Here is a 16,311-nt window from a genome sequence, read left to right as displayed (position 1 = left end):
CACCCATCATGTTTGAACGCATCATCCGATTTGCCATTGAGCAGCGCTGGCTTGTGCTGCTGGCCGTCTTCGGCATGGCCGCCCTGGGCGTCTTCAGCTATCAGAAGCTGCCCATCGATGCCGTGCCGGACATCACCAACGTCCAGGTCCAGATCAACACCCAGACACCCGGCTATTCGCCGCTGGAAACCGAGCAGCGCGTGACCTACCCGCTGGAAACGGTGATGGCGGGCCTGCCCGGCTTGGAGCAGACCCGCTCCCTGTCGCGCTACGGCCTGTCCCAGATCACCGTGATCTTCAAGGACGGCACCGACCTGTACTTCGCGCGCCAACTGGTGAACGAGCGGATCCAGGAGGCCAAGGCGCGGCTGCCGGAAGGCGTCACGCCGGCCATGGGCCCCATTTCCACAGGCCTGGGCGAGATCTACATGTGGACTGTCGAAGCCAAGGACGGCGCCAAGAAGCCGGATGGCACGCCCTACACGCCGACTGACCTGCGCGAAATCCAGGATTGGATCATCAAGCCTCAACTGCGCAATGTGACAGGCGTGACCGAGATCAATTCCATCGGCGGCTATGCCAAGGAATACCAGGTCGCACCCAGCCCCGAGAAGCTCATGGCGCATGGCCTGACGCTGGGCGACGTGGTCAATGCGCTGGAGCGCAACAACGGCAACGTCGGGGCAGGCTACATCGAACGCGAAGGCGAGCAGTATTTGATCCGTGCACCTGGTCAGGTGCGTGGCACCCAGGACCTGGGCAGCATCATCGTCAAGCAGACGACGGATGTGCCCATCCGCATCCGCGACATCGCAGAAGTTGGGCAGGGCAAGGAGTTGCGCACGGGCGCCGCCACCGACAACGGCCGAGAGGTCGTCCTGGGCACCGTGTTCATGCTCATTGGCGAGAACAGCCGCAAGGTCTCGCAAGCAGTTGACATCAAGATGGCGGAGATCAACAAGTCCCTGCCAGCTGGTGTTCATGCCGTGACCGTCTACGACCGGACCGTCCTGGTGGACAAGGCGATCGCCACGGTGAAGAAGAACCTGATGGAAGGCGCCATCCTGGTGATCGCCATCCTCTTCCTGTTCCTGGGCAACATGCGTGCCGCGGTGATCACCGCCATGGTGATCCCGCTTTCCATGCTCTTCACCTTCAGCGGTATGGTCAGTCAGAAGGTCAGTGCGAACCTGATGAGTCTGGGCGCGCTGGACTTCGGGATCATCGTCGATGGCGCGGTGGTGATCGTGGAGAACTGCGTGCGCCGCCTGGCGCATGCGCAGGCGCATCACGGGCGAGAGTTGACCTTGCGCGAGCGTTTCCATGAAGTCTTCGCGGCTTCGCAGGAGGCCCGTCGTCCGCTGCTGTTCGGGCAGCTGATCATCATGATCGTCTACCTGCCCATCTTCGCCCTGGCCGGTGTGGAAGGCAAGATGTTCCATCCGATGGCGTTCACCGTGGTGACGGCGTTGTTGGGTGCCATGATCCTGTCCATCACCTTCATCCCCGCTGCCGTGGCGCTGTTCATCGGCAAGAAGGTGTCGGAGACCGAAAACGTAGTGATCCGCACCGCCAAGCGCTGGTATGAGCCCATGCTGAACACGGTGATGGGGGCCAAGCCTGTCGTGCTGACGGCGGCAGCGGTGCTCGTCCTGGTCTGTGGCGTGGTGGCTTCCCGCATGGGCAGCGAGTTCGTGCCAAGCTTGAACGAAGGCGATTTCGCGGTGCAGGCGCTGCGGATTCCCGGCACCAGCCTCAGCCAATCGGTGGCCATGCAGACCAAGCTGGAAAGCCATCTGAAGGCCAAGTTCCCTGAGATCGAACGTGTGTTTGCACGCACCGGTACCGCCGAGATCGCGGCCGACCCGATGCCGCCCAACATCTCGGACGGTTACGTGATGCTCAAGCCGGTGGACAAATGGCCCGAGCCGCGCAAGACGCGCGACGAACTGCTGGCCGCTGTTCAGGAAGAGGTCGCCAAACTGCCGGGGCAGAACTACGAGTTCTCTCAGCCGATCCAGCTGCGCTTCAACGAGCTGATCTCCGGGGTGCGCAGTGACGTCGCGGTCAAGCTGTTCGGTGATGACATGGATGTCCTCAACAACACTGCCAACCAGATCGCGAAGGTGCTGCAAGGCATCCCGGGCTCGTCCGAGGTGAAGGTGGAACAGACCACGGGCCTGCCCATGCTGACCATCAACATCGACCGCGAGAAGGCGACGCGCTATGGCCTGAACATCGGCGACATCCAGGACACGCTGGCCACGGCCGTGGGCGGCAAGGAGGCTGGGACGCTGTTCGAGGGCGACCGCCGTTTCGACATCGTCGTGCGTCTGCCGGAAGATGTCCGCACGGATCTGGAAGCCGTTCGGCGCCTCCCCATCGCCTTGAAGGGCGGAGACGGCGAGGGCGCGCGCTTCATTCCGCTGTCCGAGGTGGCTTCCATCGACTCGGCGCCTGGTCCCAACCAGGTCAGCCGCGAGAACGGCAAGCGCCGCATCGTCATCAGCGCCAACGTGCGTGGCCGTGACATCGGCACCTTCGTCGGGGATGCCCAGAAGGCGCTGGAAGCGGTCAAGATCCCCACGGGCTATTGGACCGTGTGGGGCGGCCAGTTCGAGAACCTGCAGTCCGCCACGCAGCGCCTGCAGATCGTCGTGCCGGTCTCGCTGCTGCTGGTTTTCGTGCTGCTCTTTGCCATGTTCGGCAACGTGAAGGACGGCTTGCTGGTGTTCACCGGGATCCCGTTCGCGCTGACGGGAGGCATCCTGGCCCTGTGGCTGCGGGACATCCCCTTGTCGATCTCGGCGGCCATCGGATTCATCGCACTGTCTGGGGTGGCCGTGCTGAACGGGCTGGTGATGATCTCCTTCATTCGCAACTTGCGTGACGAAGGGCGGTCGCTTGACGAGGCCATCCACGAGGGCGCCTTGACGCGGCTGAGGCCGGTCCTGATGACCGCGTTGGTGGCATCGCTTGGCTTCGTACCGATGGCCCTGGCCACCGGCACGGGCGCGGAGGTTCAAAGGCCGCTGGCGACCGTCGTGATCGGGGGCATCCTGTCCTCGACGATGCTGACTTTGCTGGTGCTGCCTGTGCTTTACCGCATCGTCCATCGAAAGGATGAAGAGGACGCCCAGACCACCGAAACCAAGCCCTCTCCTGACGCACACGAGGATGGAGCGATTGCATGACCAAAGCATGGGGCCGGTGGCCCCGGCTTTGGCCCGGTGAGGGGAGCGCGCGTGCCTTCACTCGCGCGACGTTCTATGCGCCTGACATAGTCTTGCTGGGGCTGTTCGCCGCGGTGTTGCAAGGCTGTGCCCTGCCCGAGAGGGACGAGGCCAAGCGGCTTAAGCCCATATGTTTCACCATGCTCAAGACGAGAACCTGCGTGCCGGGGCCGTCACCGAAGTCCTTGGACGCGGCCAAGGTGCGCAACCTGGCATTGCGGCCGGATGCGGGGCGGGTGGTGATCGTTCGAGCGCGGGACGGCGACGTCCAAGGGCTGGTGCCTTTGGGGTTGAATGGGCAGCCGCTGGAAAGCCTCATCCCCTATTCGGTCGTTGCCGTGGACGTTTCGCCGGGGCTTCACGAAGTTCGCATTCAGGAGGGGGTGGACGCGACCATTCCCCTGGAACTGCGAGCAGGTGATGTCGTTGTGCTGGAAGTACGCAGGCGTGGAAGGTATGGGAAGAGATTCGACCTTGTTCGCTTGTCGCGGCAGGAAGGGCGTGCGCTGATCGACGAAAGCCGGATTCTGCGCGCGCTGGATCGTACGGTTCCGTCACCGACTAAAACTGGTGGCGAAGGCACGGTTCCCTGATCTGGCGGTTCGCCTGCATAGCGCGTCTGAACACGCGAGCTTTTGCAATGGCGAGAAATGAAGAAGGAGCTTGTGGATGAGCAATTCAATGCGAAGCGTGCCTGGACATCTCGCCAGTAGCTTGATCCCGCTGGCATGTCTCTGCATGACCCCTTACTGTTGGGCCGAGGAACGCATCCTCTACAAGTCGATCATGCCCAATGGGCAGGTCGTGTATGGCGACGAGCCCGAGGCAAAGGCGAAGCGGTCTTACGCGATATCTGTCGAACCTCACCCGGCTGATCCGCAGCAGGCCGAGGCGGCGCAACGCGCGCTTGCGATGACGCGAGAGCAGTTGCTGAAAGACGCTGCTGCGCGATCTCTTCGGCTGAAGGATCTGGACAACAAGATTGCCAGTGCCTACGAAGAGCTCAGGGGCCGTCGGTCCGATCAGGAGGCCGGGCGCCAGGTCGTAGAGGGGGATCGGCAAGGCCGTAGATTTTCTTCACAGTATGGCCGCCGTCAGCGCTCGTTGGCTTCGGAGACGGAGCAGGCCCAGCGCAAGTTGGACAAATTGATCAAGGAACGGGACGCACTTCGATATTGATCTCGCGGATATGCCTGTGAGGTCTGTCAAAGCATGGCGAGATTGTCGTCGCGTCTTTTGCTGAGATGCATTACCAGGCAACTTACCGAGGCAAGCAATCGGCATCGGTGGCGTGAGCCATCGCCATTCAACTTGAAACGATCACGTCTTCGTTCATTTGTCAGACGTGTTGGGAATAGGGTCGATACCCGCCCGACACACATCAGGATCACCTTAGATGTTTTCAGTTCCCACGAATGCTTTCAGGTCCATGGGCGTTCCCTGGCTGGTCGCCGTCATCTGGTTGGCGGCCTTCACTTGCTTGCGCATCGGCCTGCTGGTCACATTGGATGCGGGGCAGGTCGGCATCGATCTCTGGCCCTATGTGCTGACCAAGGGGCTTCTGTTCGATTTGGCAACGCTGGCCTTTCTGGTCGCGCCGGTTTGCCTTTACGAGGCGGTACTGCCCAATCGCTGGAGAACTAGCCTTTGGCATAGAACGCTTCGGCTCAAGTGGTTGTGGTTTTCTGTCTTCGTCATGCTGTTTGGCATCGGCGCGGAGGTCACCTTCTGGCTGGAGTTTTCAACACGGTTCAACTTCATCGCGGTCGACTACCTGCTCTACACGCAGGAGGTGATCGGCAACATCCGGCAGTCCTATCCTGTTCCAACCGTCTTGGCGGCCATCGCAGTGGTGGCTGGTCTCATTGTCTGGTTCTTGCGGGGCGCCGTTCGAAACATGGACAACGTCAAGATCACGCGCATCCAGCGCGCCAAGCTGGTGGCAGCGGGTGTGGTTCTGCCCGTGATCGCGGGGTTCACGGTCAGCGTGGACCAGATGGAAGGGGCAGGCAACGCCTATGCGGACGAGATCTCCGGGAACGGTCTGTTCACGCTGGCGGCGGCCATGCGGCGGAACGAGCTGGATTTCGATCGCTTTTATCGAACAATGCCGCAAAGCGAGGCGGACCGCATTCTTCAAACCATGGGGATGCAGCGCAGACCGCTGTCCGATCTTTCTGCTCAGGCATTGAAGGGCGCCGCGAACCACGCATGGCCCTTCACCCGGCGGCCACGGAATGTGGTGCTGATCTCGGTGGAAAGCCTCTCGGCTTCATTTCTTGGCGCATACGGCGACTCGCGAGGGTTGACGCCCCGGCTCGATGCGATCGCCAAGCAAGGACTGCTGTTCTCGCACGCCTATGCGACGGGAACACGCACGGTCAGGGGGTTGGAGGCGCTGTCGCTGGGAACGCCCCCCGTCCCCGGGCAGGCCATTGTCCGCCGACCTCAGAACGAGCACCTCGCCACGCTGGGAGAAGTGCTTGGCTCTCAAGGCTTCAAGCCCTACTTTTTCTACGGCGGGTACGGCTACTTCGACAACATGAATGCCTATTTCGGGGGCAACGGCTACAAGGTGATCGACAGGACGGACATGGACAAGCGCACCATCGTCTTCGAAAACGTCTGGGGGGTGGCGGACGAGGTGCTGTTCAGCCAGGCCTTGAGCACGCTGGATGAGGGAAGGGCGCAAAGCAATCCTTTCTTTGCGCACATCATGACAACGTCCAATCACCGCCCTTACACCTATCCCGCCGGCCGCATCGACATCCCTTCGCCCGGTGGGCGACTCGGCGCCGTCAAGTACACCGATTTCGCGATCGGCGACTTCATCGACAGGGCTCGTGCGCAACCCTGGTTCAAGGACACCCTGTTCATCATCGTCGCCGACCATGGTGCGTCCGTGGCGGGAAAGACCAAATTGCCACTGGATGGCTACAGAATCCCTTTGATCTTCTTCGCGCCTGATCTGCTGAAGCCAGGTGTATACGAACCGCTGGTCAGCCAGTTGGACCTGGCCCCCACGATCGTCGAGCTATTGGGGAAAAAGGGGGCCGACTACTTCTTTGGACGCTGTCTCTTCGAAGAAGAGGAGCCGTTGAGAAGGGTCTTCGTCAGCAACTATCAGTCGCTTGGCTACCTGCGAAGCAACACGCTCACGGTGTTGCTGCCTCGGCAACGGGTGGAGAGCTACAGGGTCGATCCTCGGACGCTGGAGACGACGCCCAAAGCAGTGGATCCGGTACTGTTGAATGAGGCGATCGCCTACTATCAGACGGCATCAAGGTCCTTCAAGATGGGGGCATTGAAGCTGCCAAATTGCCCCCATCAACAATGAGCGGCCAGCGAATGCATCAGGACCTGCGTTCGCCCCGAAGCGGCCGATTCATCGGCCAGCTTCGGGGGCTTGCATCACTTCAGCGCAAAGCGAACAGAGACGGGCTTCTTGCCAGGCAGCGTCACGACAGCCACCGCTTTGGCGCCAGCGCTCACGTCGAAGCTGCCTTTGGCTTCCAGCTTCTCACCCGCTGGCGCGAGTTGCACTTCGTTTTTGTCGGTGCCCTTGATGAGGGTCAGTTTGCCACTGGCACCTTGCATCTTGACTGCCTTGCCGTGATCGCGCACGTACAGGCTGATCAGGTCGGCCTTGGCCACCAGTTCGAAGTCCATCTCGCTGGCTTCCACCACCACGCCGCCGTGCAGCGGATCATGTTCGTGCCCGTGTTCGTGTCCATCCGCCGCAAAGGCGCTGGCACTGATGGCCAGGATCGAGCAGGCAATCAGGCTGTTCACTTTTCTCATCTTCAGTCCTTGAAGGTTATGGAGGTGAAAGCCTATGCAGATGCAGGCGACAGAAGGCCAACTCAAAGATGACAAATTCGTCATCTTCCTTGTGTAACAGCCATTTAACAATCAAACGCATGAAAATTCTGGTGATCGAAGACAGCGTCAAGATGGCCGAGTACCTTCGCAAGGGTCTCTGCGAGGAAGGCTATGTGGTCGACGTGGCCAACAGCGGCATTGACGGCTTGCACATGGCGATCGAGATCGACTATGACCTTCTCGTCCTGGATGGCATGCTCCCCGGCATCGACGGCCTGGCAGTGCTCGCTGCTCTGCGGCAAAGCAAACAGACGCCGGTGCTCATGTTGACGGCCCGCGGACAGGTCGAAGACCGTGTCAAAGGCCTTCAAGGCGGAGCGGACGATTACCTCGTCAAACCGTTCGCGTTTTCGGAATTGGTTGCGCGCATCCAGGTTCTGCTCAGACGGTCGGGCGGGCAGCGAAATGCTGGCGAGCCGACGGTTTTGAAGGTGGCCGATCTGGATGTGGATCTGCTTCGTCGAAAAGCCACGCGATCTGGGCAGCGGCTCGACCTCACGGCTAAGGAGTTCAACCTGCTGAGCCTGCTGCTGCGACGCCAGGGCGAAGTGCTGTCGCGTACCGAATTGGCCGAGCAGGTCTGGGACATGCACTTCGACAGCGAGACCAATGTCGTGGAGGTGGCCATTCGTCGCCTGCGCTCCAAGCTGGATCAGCCTTTTGAGAGATCGTTGTTGCACACGGTGCGCGGGATGGGCTACGTGCTGGAGGTTCGCGAGCCGTGAGCGACATTGTCACGACGGCCAGCCTTCGGGGGCGGCTGTCACGCTGGTTGGCGCTCCAGACCATGCTGGGCCTTGGCCTGGTTTGCGTGGTGGTGTACGTGCTGTTCGCGCTGACGGTGTCCGAGCGGCAGGATGAAGCGCTGTCACAGAAGCAGAACACCGTCGAACACCTGCTTGCAGGCAGCGACGGTGAGCGGGACCTGGCTGATGTGCGTCAAGTGCTTGGCAGCTTTCTGGCAGGGCATGACGAACTTTCTTTGCGCTTGATGGGGCGTGATGGCCAAGTGCTTTTTGAGACATCTTCATGGCGGGCCGGTCCAAATGAGATCAAGAGCAGGGCGTTCGACATCAAAGTGCGGTCTGAAGATGGCGGAATGGCTCGGGCCATCTTGGTACTGGACAAACGCATGGATGACGCCTTGCTCGCCCGCCTGGCGTGGACGCTGGCGGTCGCGGCGCTGGTGGGTGCCCTGGCGGTTTCCGTCGGAGGGTTCATGCTGGTTCGCCTGGGTCTGGCGCCACTGCACAAGCTTGTCGAGCAGACCGGACTCGTCACGGCCACGGACCTGGAACGACGCCTGGACGGCGCGGGTCAGGCCTACGAACTGCAACCCTTGATTCAGCAGTTCAATGCCTTGCTGGACCGCCTTGGCGTTGCCTACAAGCAGATGGAGGCCTTCAATGCCGATGTGGCACACGAACTGAACACGCCGCTGGCGACGTTGATCAGCAGCTGTGAGTTGGCGTTGCGCAAACCTCGAAGTGCCGATGATCTCAGAGAGGCATTGGCATCCAATCTAGAAGAGCTACGCAGTCTTGCCAGTATCGTCGGCGACATGCTGTTTCTGTCCAATGCCGAACGTGGTGGGCCTGCGCGGCGCGAATGGACGCCTTGCCTTAGTGTCTTGGCGGAAGAGGTGATCGAGTTTCATGAGGCGGCGCTCCTTGACGCGGGGCTGACTGCCAAGATCTCGGGCGATGCTTTCGCCACGGTGGATGGCCCGTTGTTGCGGCGGGCGCTGTCGAATCTCTTGGGCAATGCCACGCGCTACGCTTCACCGGAGTCATCGGTGTTGATCCAGATCGATCGCGAGAAAATCGGCTGGGTGAGGATTGCCGTCTACAACAAGGGGGCGACCATCGGTGTGGAGCATCTGCCCAGGTTGTTCGACCGCTTCTACCGAGCCGATCCCGCGCGCAGCCCTGCGGATCGCAACCATGGGCTTGGCTTGTCCATCGTGGCGGCCATCGCGCGAATGCATGGCGGCCATGCATTCGCGGAGTCAGCCGCAGGCGTGACCCGCATCGGGATGATGTTGCCCGACGCCGCTGGACCTGGCCCAACCTTGTGATGGGCCGCTGCCCCGTTCCGTCAATTGCTTTCGTGCAGGTTGGGGGTGATGTAGACCTTCAGCGATTTGTTAGTGAAGCCCTTCGGTGCCACGGCCATCAGGTCCACGGCCTGATGGTTGAGCACCTCGAACTTCCAGCTGAAGCTCTTGTCGCCGCTGCGGAAAGTGACGGTTTCGCCGCAGACCACGTTGACGAACTTGGCGGATTCGACATCGACGACCTTGACTGCTTGGGATGGGCTGGACATGGCGCCATACATGGACTTGCCGTCGCGGGTAGTCGATCGATCCGTCGTGGCGCTCGCCAAGGCCGCAGACAATGCGAGGCTGAGAACGAAGGCGGTTTTGGTCAGGCAATGATTCATGATCAGCTCCAGTTGGTTCCGGGACAACCGGCACATCGATTGATGGGCTTGAGCGGCATGTCCTGGAGGTGACTCTAGAAGTTCGTGCCCGACACGCTCCGTACAGATTGGTTACAGTTTTGTCATCTCCTTTTGCCGCGCCGAGCAACTTGCTGGGCCTATGGCGAGAGTGCCGAAGGCGTCTTTGTTTGTCCAGAATCGGCGTACTTCGTCCAGCTGCGGCCCATGGCCGCAGAATCTGACTCCAGCGTTGGAAAGTGACCATACTTTGCCGAGAGCTCATCATTGGCCACCGCGATCGGCGCCCCTCGACTCAATTCCAGGCCTGTTCGATCGGAACCCGATGCACAGTGAACCAACAAGGGCGTGGGCGATGTCTTCATCAGGAGACTGCTCAAGTGTCAGTTCTCCCTGTAGGCGGACAGGGGCACATCCAGAAGCCTGACTCCGGTGGTTTCCGTGATGGCCACGTCGCTGTCGTACCAAGGTTGACCATGATTCGTGCCACGCAGGTTCAGAACAGTCTTGACGCCATGCTGGTCGATGGTCTGACATAGCGCAGGGCCAGCCTGGCCCACAGGAGAAGGTGGCCGAGGCAGCCAAGTATCTCGATGATCAGCGGGGCAGGGTGTTGCCCATGTACGAAAATCTCCGTTCGCTCTCCAAGGCGTTGCTTGATGTTGGCCAGTGCATGGCGCATTCTTCGCATCTGATGAGGGCTTGCGCCACTTCGAGTTGATCCTGTTGCAGCACAGCCGTCTGGATGCGGTCCTGAGCGATGTGGCTGCACAAAGACGGCGGGCCGAAGGATGGACCTATCTCGCGGATGCGGGGCGCATTGCATGGCTACAGGAGCCTGATGCGGTCACGCACATGAAGGACAGACATGGCCACGCCACGCTCAAGAAGCTGGCCATCGCTTCAAATCTGTTCGACGTTTTTGATGAACCGTTGCTCGACGTTGGATACCGCACTTTGTACAGAGCCAGGAGCTAACTGATGTCATCACTGCTATCGGATGTGGCTCTGCTTTCTCTGTGGACGATCAGTCTGTCCGCGGGCCGTACATGATGATGGCCATTCCACACAGGCTGACGGTTACCCCGATCCAGTCTGTCGCTGTTGGCTGGACTTTGTCGACCAGCATTAACCACACGATGGCCACAAGGATGTAGACCCCGCCATAGGCGGCGTAGACGCGGCCAGCCGCGCTGGGGTGCAGCGACAGTAGCCATGCAAAAAGGGCCAAACTTGCCGCCGCTGGCAACAAAAGCCACGCCGAGCGGCCCTGGTGAAGCCAAAGGTAAGGTAGGTAGCACCCAAGGATCTCGGCGATGGCCGTGACGACAAACAGCAGGAAGGTTTTGAGCAAATCCATGTCGGCATTTTCATACAAACCTCTTGCATCTCAAGTAGCTTGAGGTCGTACCGTTGTGATGTGGGCGACGTGCTCACTTACGGAAAGACTGAAATGAGACCTTGGAAAGCCGCTGTCGGTGTCGGAGCAGAATGTGCTGCCTGCTGTGCCGTCCCCCTGCTTGGTGGTACTGCTGCCCTGGCGGCAGGATCTACCGCCCTTGCTGCAATCGGAGCATCCATGGTTGCATGTGCTGATGAGCTTGTCCTGATTGGTGGGGTATTGCTGGTGTTGGCCTTAGGCAGTGTGCTGATGGCCTGGCGCCGTCGGCGCACATCGGTCAGTCCTAAGGTCTCCATGTGTTCGGGGGGCTGCAATCTCAGATGATCGGCATGGCCCGTTGACCTAAGCTCGGCAGTCTGGGCAACGGGCTTGGTGGTTGAACTAGAAGTGCACGGGTGATTCGAGCCGCTTGGGCTTGTGGCTCGCAGGTGCCGCCGCGTCCACTCAAACCCTGTGGGTGTGCAGCAGGAGTCTGCGCGTGATCTAAGATAGAAAGATGGCTGCACCAAATTTATCAATCTGCGTTGTTGCCAAACGGACGGGTTGCTCTGTCCCGACCATCCGCTACTACGAGGATATTGGCCTCTTGCCAAACGCAGATCGGACGGATGGATGTCGACGAAATTTCTCGGAGGCGACCATCGCACGTCTGACTTTCATCCGTCGATGTCGAGACTTCGGCTTCTCCATTGATCAGGTGCGAGAACTTGTCTGTCTTGTCGATGAGCCAACTCGACCTTGCGTTGAAGTCCGAGACCTCGCTGCCAAGCATTTGGCTGAGGTGCAGCGTAGGCTGTTGGAACTCCAGGCACTAGAGAGCAGCCTGGGAGCCTTTGTGCGCGCATGCGACAGGGATTGCGCGGGGGGCCCTACGCTCGATTGTTCCATTCTGGAGGATCTGTCTCGTCCGGCCGCGGCCGCGCCGAGCCGAAGCTCAGGCTGCTGTGGTACTTGAAGCAAGGTTCTTGCAGGCCTGATGTTCAGATTCTTGCGTGAAAGTCCCTGATCGCCGTCCCCATCAACGTGCCGATGACCACAGGCACGCATGGCACGGCCAGGGGATGCAAGGTGAAGGGCAGCACAAACGCCAGGACGGTTGCGCAACTGGTGAGGATGGCCAAGCAGGCATACAAGGCGAACATCTCCGGGCTGTGGTGCAGGAACTCTTTGGCTTTGACCACTCGTACAAGGCAGCCATCCACCAAGGCAGCAACCGGGAAGGCCAACAGCCAGGGGAGCCACTCCAGCAGCATGGCCAGGCGGAAGCTGGCGAGCAGCAGCAGTGCGTCAATCGAGCGGAAGTAGGGGTTGTTGAACAGCCGTTGGTTGACCGAAGCCATTTCTTGCCCGACAGCCGCGTTGACGCCACCCACGGGGGCCGCGTCTTTGGATGAGGGGACAGGTGATGCCTGACGTGCAGACTGCTGCATGCTCATCGCACGCGACAGCATGCGGGTGCCCGCGTCTTTGCCCCAGAACACCGCCGCATTGGTGTATTCCGTTCGCAGTTGCTCTATGAACCGTTCTGGCGGATGGGCGGACGGCACATAGAGCACCAGAACCAGCAACACCAGCAGTGACACCACGGCCATCGCCCTGATCATGCCGCCCTCCTGATGGGTTGATCGTCCCCATGCGCATCCGGATCCAGGATGGGGAAGCGACCTTTGATGATGCGCCCGCCAGACACCGAGGCAAAGTACTGAAGGTTGGGCAGTTTGCCCAGGACATCGGCGGGCACCATCTCCTCGAAGCTCTCGGAGAGCTGGCTTGAATAGCTGGTCGAGAAGTCACCCAGATGGGTGTCTGCACCATGCCCGAGCCCAACTCTCATCGAATGAATGGCGGTCTTGCCAAAGGTCTCCACGATGAAATCCTGCGTGGGGCGGTCTTTTGAGCGCAGCGCAATCAGGTTGTTCAGGTTGCCCAGTGCCATGCGCGCAGCCGCTTCGCTGCCCAGGCGTTTGGCCAGGTCCGCCAGTGTTTGCATCGCGCAGGTGGTGTAGATGCCGCCCTCGGCACCTTTGTTGAGGATCTCGATCAAGGGCTGGTTGATGACGTTGGCCACCTCATCTACAAACAGCGCAATGCGCCGATAGCCGCCGAGGTTGTAGCGCATGCCCGCCCGTGCGGCCAGGTCGGCCAATGCCAGCGCACCGATGGCCGAAGCCACCGAAGGGTCGGGCAGCGAATCCAGACACATGTACAGCACATGCCCGCCGCGCTCGATTTTCTCGAAGTTCATGATCGGGCGCGTGTCGTCGGCGTCGAACGGATCAGGCGACAGCGTACGACCCAGGTCACCCGAGGTCAGCATCGACAGCACGGGCAACAGGTTGGCGGTGATTTTTTGATAGTGCTCGCGGTTGTGCCTGAAGGTTCGCACCTGGGCATCGATCACCTTGCTGCGTTGTGACTGGGCAATGTGGTGTTCGTAGTACGCGACAAAGGCCATCAACTCGGCGCTGGCCGCTTCTGATGGGCGCTTCATGTGGCCTCGATGAGCCTCCTGCATCAGCTTCTTCATCTCGGGCAACTCGCGCCAGGCGGGCCCCAAAGTTTCTTCATAGAAGCGGCGCAGAGAGCCTTCTAGCACGGGTTCGATGCCACCTTCGATGTAGCGGGTCAGCTTGGCCAGGTTAGGTCGTTCTTCCAGTTCGACCAGGCCTTGCACGACCACGTTGACCGCATCCCAGCCGAAGGCGGAGAACGCGCCAGCCGTGTCCGGCGGCATGATCGATTGGATGCGGGATGCAATCTCGGTGGGCTTTTGCCAGTTGAAGGTGAAGTCCAGCCGCACACCGGCTTCCGGGAAGGCCGGATGGAACTCCATGAAGGTGTCGGGCTCACGCCAGTCCTGGCAGGCGCGTTCCACCACGCGCTTGAGGCGACGGCTGTTCTTGGGGTCGATGACGATCACCACGTCGCCGCGCCTGACGGCCTGGGTGATGAGGTTGGCCAGGGCCACCCCTTTGCCAGATTGCGTGGTGCCGACCAGCAGCGTGCCGCCTTCGAAGTTCTGCAAGGGGCGATGCAGTGGCACCTCATGAGGCTCGACGCCGTGTATGTAGGGCAAGCCGATCTCCGCATCAGGTTGGGGGGCGCTGTCATAGCCCAGCAGACTCAAGAGGCGCGGAGACACCGTGAAGTCGCGATAGTCGATCTTGGCCAGTTCATACAGGCGCTGGGAGTGCACGGGCCGCCACTCGAAGCCGAAGCCAAGGAAAACGGCCGTTGGATCCTGACACCACCGCGCCTGGGTTTGCGTGCTGATCACCTGGATGGCGTGACCAGCCAGCGACGCCCTCAGCACGAGAATGCGCAGCGCCTGCGAGAACCTGAGGGCACTCATGCCGAGGCAAGTGATGGACAGGGGGAAAGCGAGAATGCGGGGCAGTTGTCCGATGGCGCCGACCGCCGTGAAGAACATCAACGCGATGCCCCAGGCAAGGCCTGCATAGGCCTCGTAGGCGTGGCGCCATGGCATCTCGTAGCGGCGGATGGGCATGTCACCCTCCCTGAGCCTCGGGCGAGGCAAAGGCTTCCATGTCCACGCCGCTGATGAAGTGCGGGGCTATGGTTAAACCCACGGTCGATGTGCCGTTGAAATCCCTTGAGGTTGTTGGTGGACCTTTGCCCGCGGCGCGAACTAGCATGTGCACGTCAGACAGGGCGCGCAGAGCCATCGAGGGTTGAATGCCGCGCCGCTCGAATTCCTGCAGAGGCACAAACACCCCCGACGCGACAGTGCAACCCTGGGCGGGACCAGTACCTGTGTTCAAGGTGTTGATCACCTCGGTCAACGCGTCGCGCACCACGGGGTTGAGGCGCAGCGGCGCTTGAAGACCTATCGTCGCTTGCTGAGTTGGGTGGGCATCGCTTGTCGATACCAAGGCAGTCGGCGGGGCGGTCGACAAAAGTGCCGCTTCGGCTTGAGCCTCTCGGACATTCGAAGCTGCTTGTGGAGTTTGCTCGGCGTTACCAGGGATGAGCGAGAGTTGTGTGCCTGGCGGGCCATCAGGGCGAGATCTTGGTGCAACCGGTTCGCCCGCTTGGGCCGACGGACTGTTGTTGCTTGGCGCACTCGTGAGGTTTTCCGCCAGAGGCGGCGGCAACGGGTCATGTCCTGCAAACAGGATCGCCTGCGACGACAGCTTGACTGCGTCGATTTTGGCCTTGCCGCCTGGTGGTTGGATGAGCCAGATTGGGGCTCCTGTGGGCGTGGGTTCGAAGACGCCGGCTAGCAGGAGCACTTCCATGATGGTCTCCGGCGCTTTGGGAATGCCTGGCAACTGGGCGGCGTCCAGTTGCTTTTGGAGGTCTTCGGCAGCGCTAGGCCAGGCCAGGAACAGGCCATCGGGGCCGAGCCAGACGCGAGACTTCTCGCGATTGGCTTGCCACCCCGAGTTGGAGACCGCGAGATGCCTTAGCGCGTCAACCAGGTAGCGTTCCAGGTGCGAACCGTATTGAGGCGTACCGTAGCGGTCGGCATTGGCCAGCAGGTTGCGGTCAATCACCAGCGCCAAGGAGCGCCGGACCAACTCGTCCAGCAAGTTGTGATCGCGATGCTGCGAGATGCCGCTGACGCTGCCCATGAGGTGAGGCACGATGACTGTGTTGTCTTCAGCCAGGTAATGCATGACCGTTGGGGGTACGACATGGGCCAGCGTGAACACGCCCAGGCTGCGTGTCTCGATGGCGTGTGGGCGCCAGCGCAAGAAGTAGCGGTCCGCTTGTCGCTCCATCAGCCAATCACTCAGGGACAGAAGGTAGGCTGGCCACACATCGCCTGGGGCGTTGGTCACGATGATGTGACTGAGCACCCGGTGGGCCTCGCAGCAAAGCCCCGCGACGAAGGTTGCCAGGCGCCAGCGCGGCTCCAAGTGGCGGCGTGCCGATATGTTGGAGCGACCTGAGAATATGTGCGCGTCTGTGCCCTGCAGGCTGAAGAAGCTGACTTCCATGCCCAGGCGCAACAGGCCGCCAGGGGTGCAGAAGTAGTTGTCTGATGTGGCTGGCAGCAGGTGTACTAGGTTGGCGTATCGTCTGATAAGTGACAGGATGGTTTGTTCGAACTCGGTACGGTCAGACCCATGGCAGAGCTTGATGCGGGCGATCAGGTCATCGTTTTGCGACAGCAGAGCATCAATGGGCAGGGCCTCGAAGCCGGGATCTGACGATGCAAAAGTGCTGTGTGGCTGAGACGGGGCAAGCATGGTGGTCCAATTCAAATGACCCAACCATTTGGTCACCATGCATAGCCGTGTGCACCTCAAAATGCCGTCTGTTCATCTGGGCTTTCGCCATCGAGACTTGACGAATGAGGGGCAATTT

The 16,311-nt window shown here is 60.7% G+C and carries 14 protein-coding genes; 8 read left to right on the top strand and 6 right to left on the bottom strand.

What is annotated here, in order from left to right; translation table 11 throughout:
- Positions 1-8 precede the first annotated feature (8 nt).
- From AC3WW4_RS10930 to AC3WW4_RS10915, 4 genes are all read left to right on the top strand, one after another.
- On the top strand, positions 9-3,194 hold the full coding sequence (locus tag AC3WW4_RS10930) for a CusA/CzcA family heavy metal efflux RND transporter (RefSeq protein ID WP_058085855.1): 3,186 nt from the start codon (positions 9-11) through the stop codon (positions 3,192-3,194).
- The gene (locus tag AC3WW4_RS10925) at positions 3,191-3,826 is read left to right on the top strand and encodes a hypothetical protein (RefSeq protein ID WP_058085854.1); all 636 of its coding nucleotides are present in this window, start codon (positions 3,191-3,193) and stop codon (positions 3,824-3,826) included. Before AC3WW4_RS10930 ends, AC3WW4_RS10925 begins: the two co-directional genes overlap by 4 nt.
- A gap of 76 nt (positions 3,827-3,902) precedes the next feature.
- Complete coding sequence (locus AC3WW4_RS10920; RefSeq protein WP_152987392.1) at positions 3,903-4,412, top strand: DUF4124 domain-containing protein; 510 nt, start codon at positions 3,903-3,905, stop codon at positions 4,410-4,412.
- 217 nt (positions 4,413-4,629) lie between these two features.
- Positions 4,630-6,570, top strand: a complete 1,941-nt coding sequence (locus AC3WW4_RS10915) for an LTA synthase family protein (RefSeq protein WP_058085852.1) — start codon at positions 4,630-4,632, stop codon at positions 6,568-6,570.
- A gap of 74 nt (positions 6,571-6,644) precedes the next feature.
- On the opposite strand, the gene AC3WW4_RS10910 is transcribed toward AC3WW4_RS10915, so the two are convergent.
- Complete coding sequence (locus AC3WW4_RS10910; protein WP_058085851.1) at positions 6,645-7,034, bottom strand: hypothetical protein; 390 nt, start codon at positions 7,032-7,034, stop codon at positions 6,645-6,647.
- A 119-nt stretch (positions 7,035-7,153) separates the two neighbouring features.
- Between AC3WW4_RS10910 and AC3WW4_RS10905 the strand changes: the two genes are divergently transcribed.
- Positions 7,154-7,840 (top strand): heavy metal response regulator transcription factor, encoded by a 687-nt coding sequence (locus AC3WW4_RS10905; RefSeq protein WP_109036413.1) that lies wholly within the window; start codon positions 7,154-7,156, stop codon positions 7,838-7,840.
- Entirely contained in the window at positions 7,837-9,192 is a 1,356-nt protein-coding gene (locus AC3WW4_RS10900; RefSeq protein WP_279536262.1) for a heavy metal sensor histidine kinase, read from the top strand. Before AC3WW4_RS10905 ends, AC3WW4_RS10900 begins: the two co-directional genes overlap by 4 nt.
- A gap of 20 nt (positions 9,193-9,212) precedes the next feature.
- Here the strand turns inward: AC3WW4_RS10900 and AC3WW4_RS10895 are convergent, their stop codons facing one another.
- The gene (locus tag AC3WW4_RS10895) at positions 9,213-9,557 is read right to left on the bottom strand and encodes a CzcE family metal-binding protein (protein WP_159098910.1); all 345 of its coding nucleotides are present in this window, start codon (positions 9,555-9,557) and stop codon (positions 9,213-9,215) included.
- 720 nt (positions 9,558-10,277) lie between these two features.
- On the opposite strand from AC3WW4_RS10895, the gene AC3WW4_RS10890 reads away from it, so the two are divergent.
- Positions 10,278-10,553, top strand: a complete 276-nt coding sequence (locus tag AC3WW4_RS10890; protein ID WP_133611150.1) for a hypothetical protein — start codon at positions 10,278-10,280, stop codon at positions 10,551-10,553.
- Between the two features lie 49 nt (positions 10,554-10,602).
- On the opposite strand, the gene AC3WW4_RS10885 is transcribed toward AC3WW4_RS10890, so the two are convergent.
- Positions 10,603-10,935, bottom strand: a complete 333-nt coding sequence (locus tag AC3WW4_RS10885) for a YnfA family protein (protein WP_109036417.1) — start codon at positions 10,933-10,935, stop codon at positions 10,603-10,605.
- 538 nt (positions 10,936-11,473) lie between these two features.
- Between AC3WW4_RS10885 and AC3WW4_RS10880 the strand changes: the two genes are divergently transcribed.
- Positions 11,474-11,932: a MerR family transcriptional regulator gene (locus AC3WW4_RS10880; RefSeq protein WP_109036419.1), complete on the top strand. Its 459-nt coding sequence runs from the start codon at positions 11,474-11,476 to the stop codon at positions 11,930-11,932.
- 25 nt (positions 11,933-11,957) lie between these two features.
- Here AC3WW4_RS10880 and AC3WW4_RS10875 read toward each other — a convergent pair whose 3' ends face one another.
- Genes AC3WW4_RS10875 through mobH form a run of 3 tightly spaced genes read right to left on the bottom strand, consistent with a single transcriptional unit; the run spans position 11,958 to position 16,232 of the window.
- The gene (locus AC3WW4_RS10875) at positions 11,958-12,581 is read right to left on the bottom strand and encodes an IncC plasmid conjugative DNA transfer DtrJ family protein (RefSeq protein WP_058087365.1); all 624 of its coding nucleotides are present in this window, start codon (positions 12,579-12,581) and stop codon (positions 11,958-11,960) included.
- A complete protein-coding gene (gene traD / locus AC3WW4_RS10870) occupies positions 12,578-14,485 on the bottom strand; it encodes a conjugative transfer system coupling protein TraD (protein WP_058087364.1) in 1,908 nt (635 codons plus the stop codon). Before traD ends, AC3WW4_RS10875 begins: the two co-directional genes overlap by 4 nt.
- A gap of 1 nt (position 14,486) precedes the next feature.
- Positions 14,487-16,232, bottom strand: a complete 1,746-nt coding sequence (gene mobH / locus AC3WW4_RS10865; RefSeq protein ID WP_488828433.1) for a MobH family relaxase — start codon at positions 16,230-16,232, stop codon at positions 14,487-14,489.
- Between the last annotated feature and the right edge of the window lie 79 nt (positions 16,233-16,311).

It is taken from the genome of Aquabacterium sp. TM01 (genome assembly GCF_057808345.1).
The sequence above is the reverse complement of the archived record's forward strand: the minus strand, read 5'-3'. Positions and strand labels throughout refer to the sequence as shown.

Coding starts and splice junctions, on each gene's coding strand:
- AC3WW4_RS10930 (WP_058085855.1), top strand. CDS start 9: ATGTTTGAACGCATCATCCGATTTGCCATTGAGCAGCGCTGGCTTGTG.
- AC3WW4_RS10925 (WP_058085854.1), top strand. CDS start 3,191: ATGACCAAAGCATGGGGCCGGTGGCCCCGGCTTTGGCCCGGTGAGGGG.
- AC3WW4_RS10920 (WP_152987392.1), top strand. CDS start 3,903: ATGAGCAATTCAATGCGAAGCGTGCCTGGACATCTCGCCAGTAGCTTG.
- AC3WW4_RS10915 (WP_058085852.1), top strand. CDS start 4,630: ATGTTTTCAGTTCCCACGAATGCTTTCAGGTCCATGGGCGTTCCCTGG.
- AC3WW4_RS10910 (WP_058085851.1), bottom strand. CDS start 7,034: ATGAGAAAAGTGAACAGCCTGATTGCCTGCTCGATCCTGGCCATCAGT.
- AC3WW4_RS10905 (WP_109036413.1), top strand. CDS start 7,154: ATGAAAATTCTGGTGATCGAAGACAGCGTCAAGATGGCCGAGTACCTT.
- AC3WW4_RS10895 (WP_159098910.1), bottom strand. CDS start 9,557: ATGAATCATTGCCTGACCAAAACCGCCTTCGTTCTCAGCCTCGCATTG.
- AC3WW4_RS10885 (WP_109036417.1), bottom strand. CDS start 10,935: ATGGATTTGCTCAAAACCTTCCTGCTGTTTGTCGTCACGGCCATCGCC.
- AC3WW4_RS10880 (WP_109036419.1), top strand. CDS start 11,474: ATGGCTGCACCAAATTTATCAATCTGCGTTGTTGCCAAACGGACGGGT.
- AC3WW4_RS10875 (WP_058087365.1), bottom strand. CDS start 12,581: ATGATCAGGGCGATGGCCGTGGTGTCACTGCTGGTGTTGCTGGTTCTG.
- traD (WP_058087364.1), bottom strand. CDS start 14,485: ATGCCCATCCGCCGCTACGAGATGCCATGGCGCCACGCCTACGAGGCC.
- mobH (WP_488828433.1), bottom strand. CDS start 16,232: ATGGTGACCAAATGGTTGGGTCATTTGAATTGGACCACCATGCTTGCC.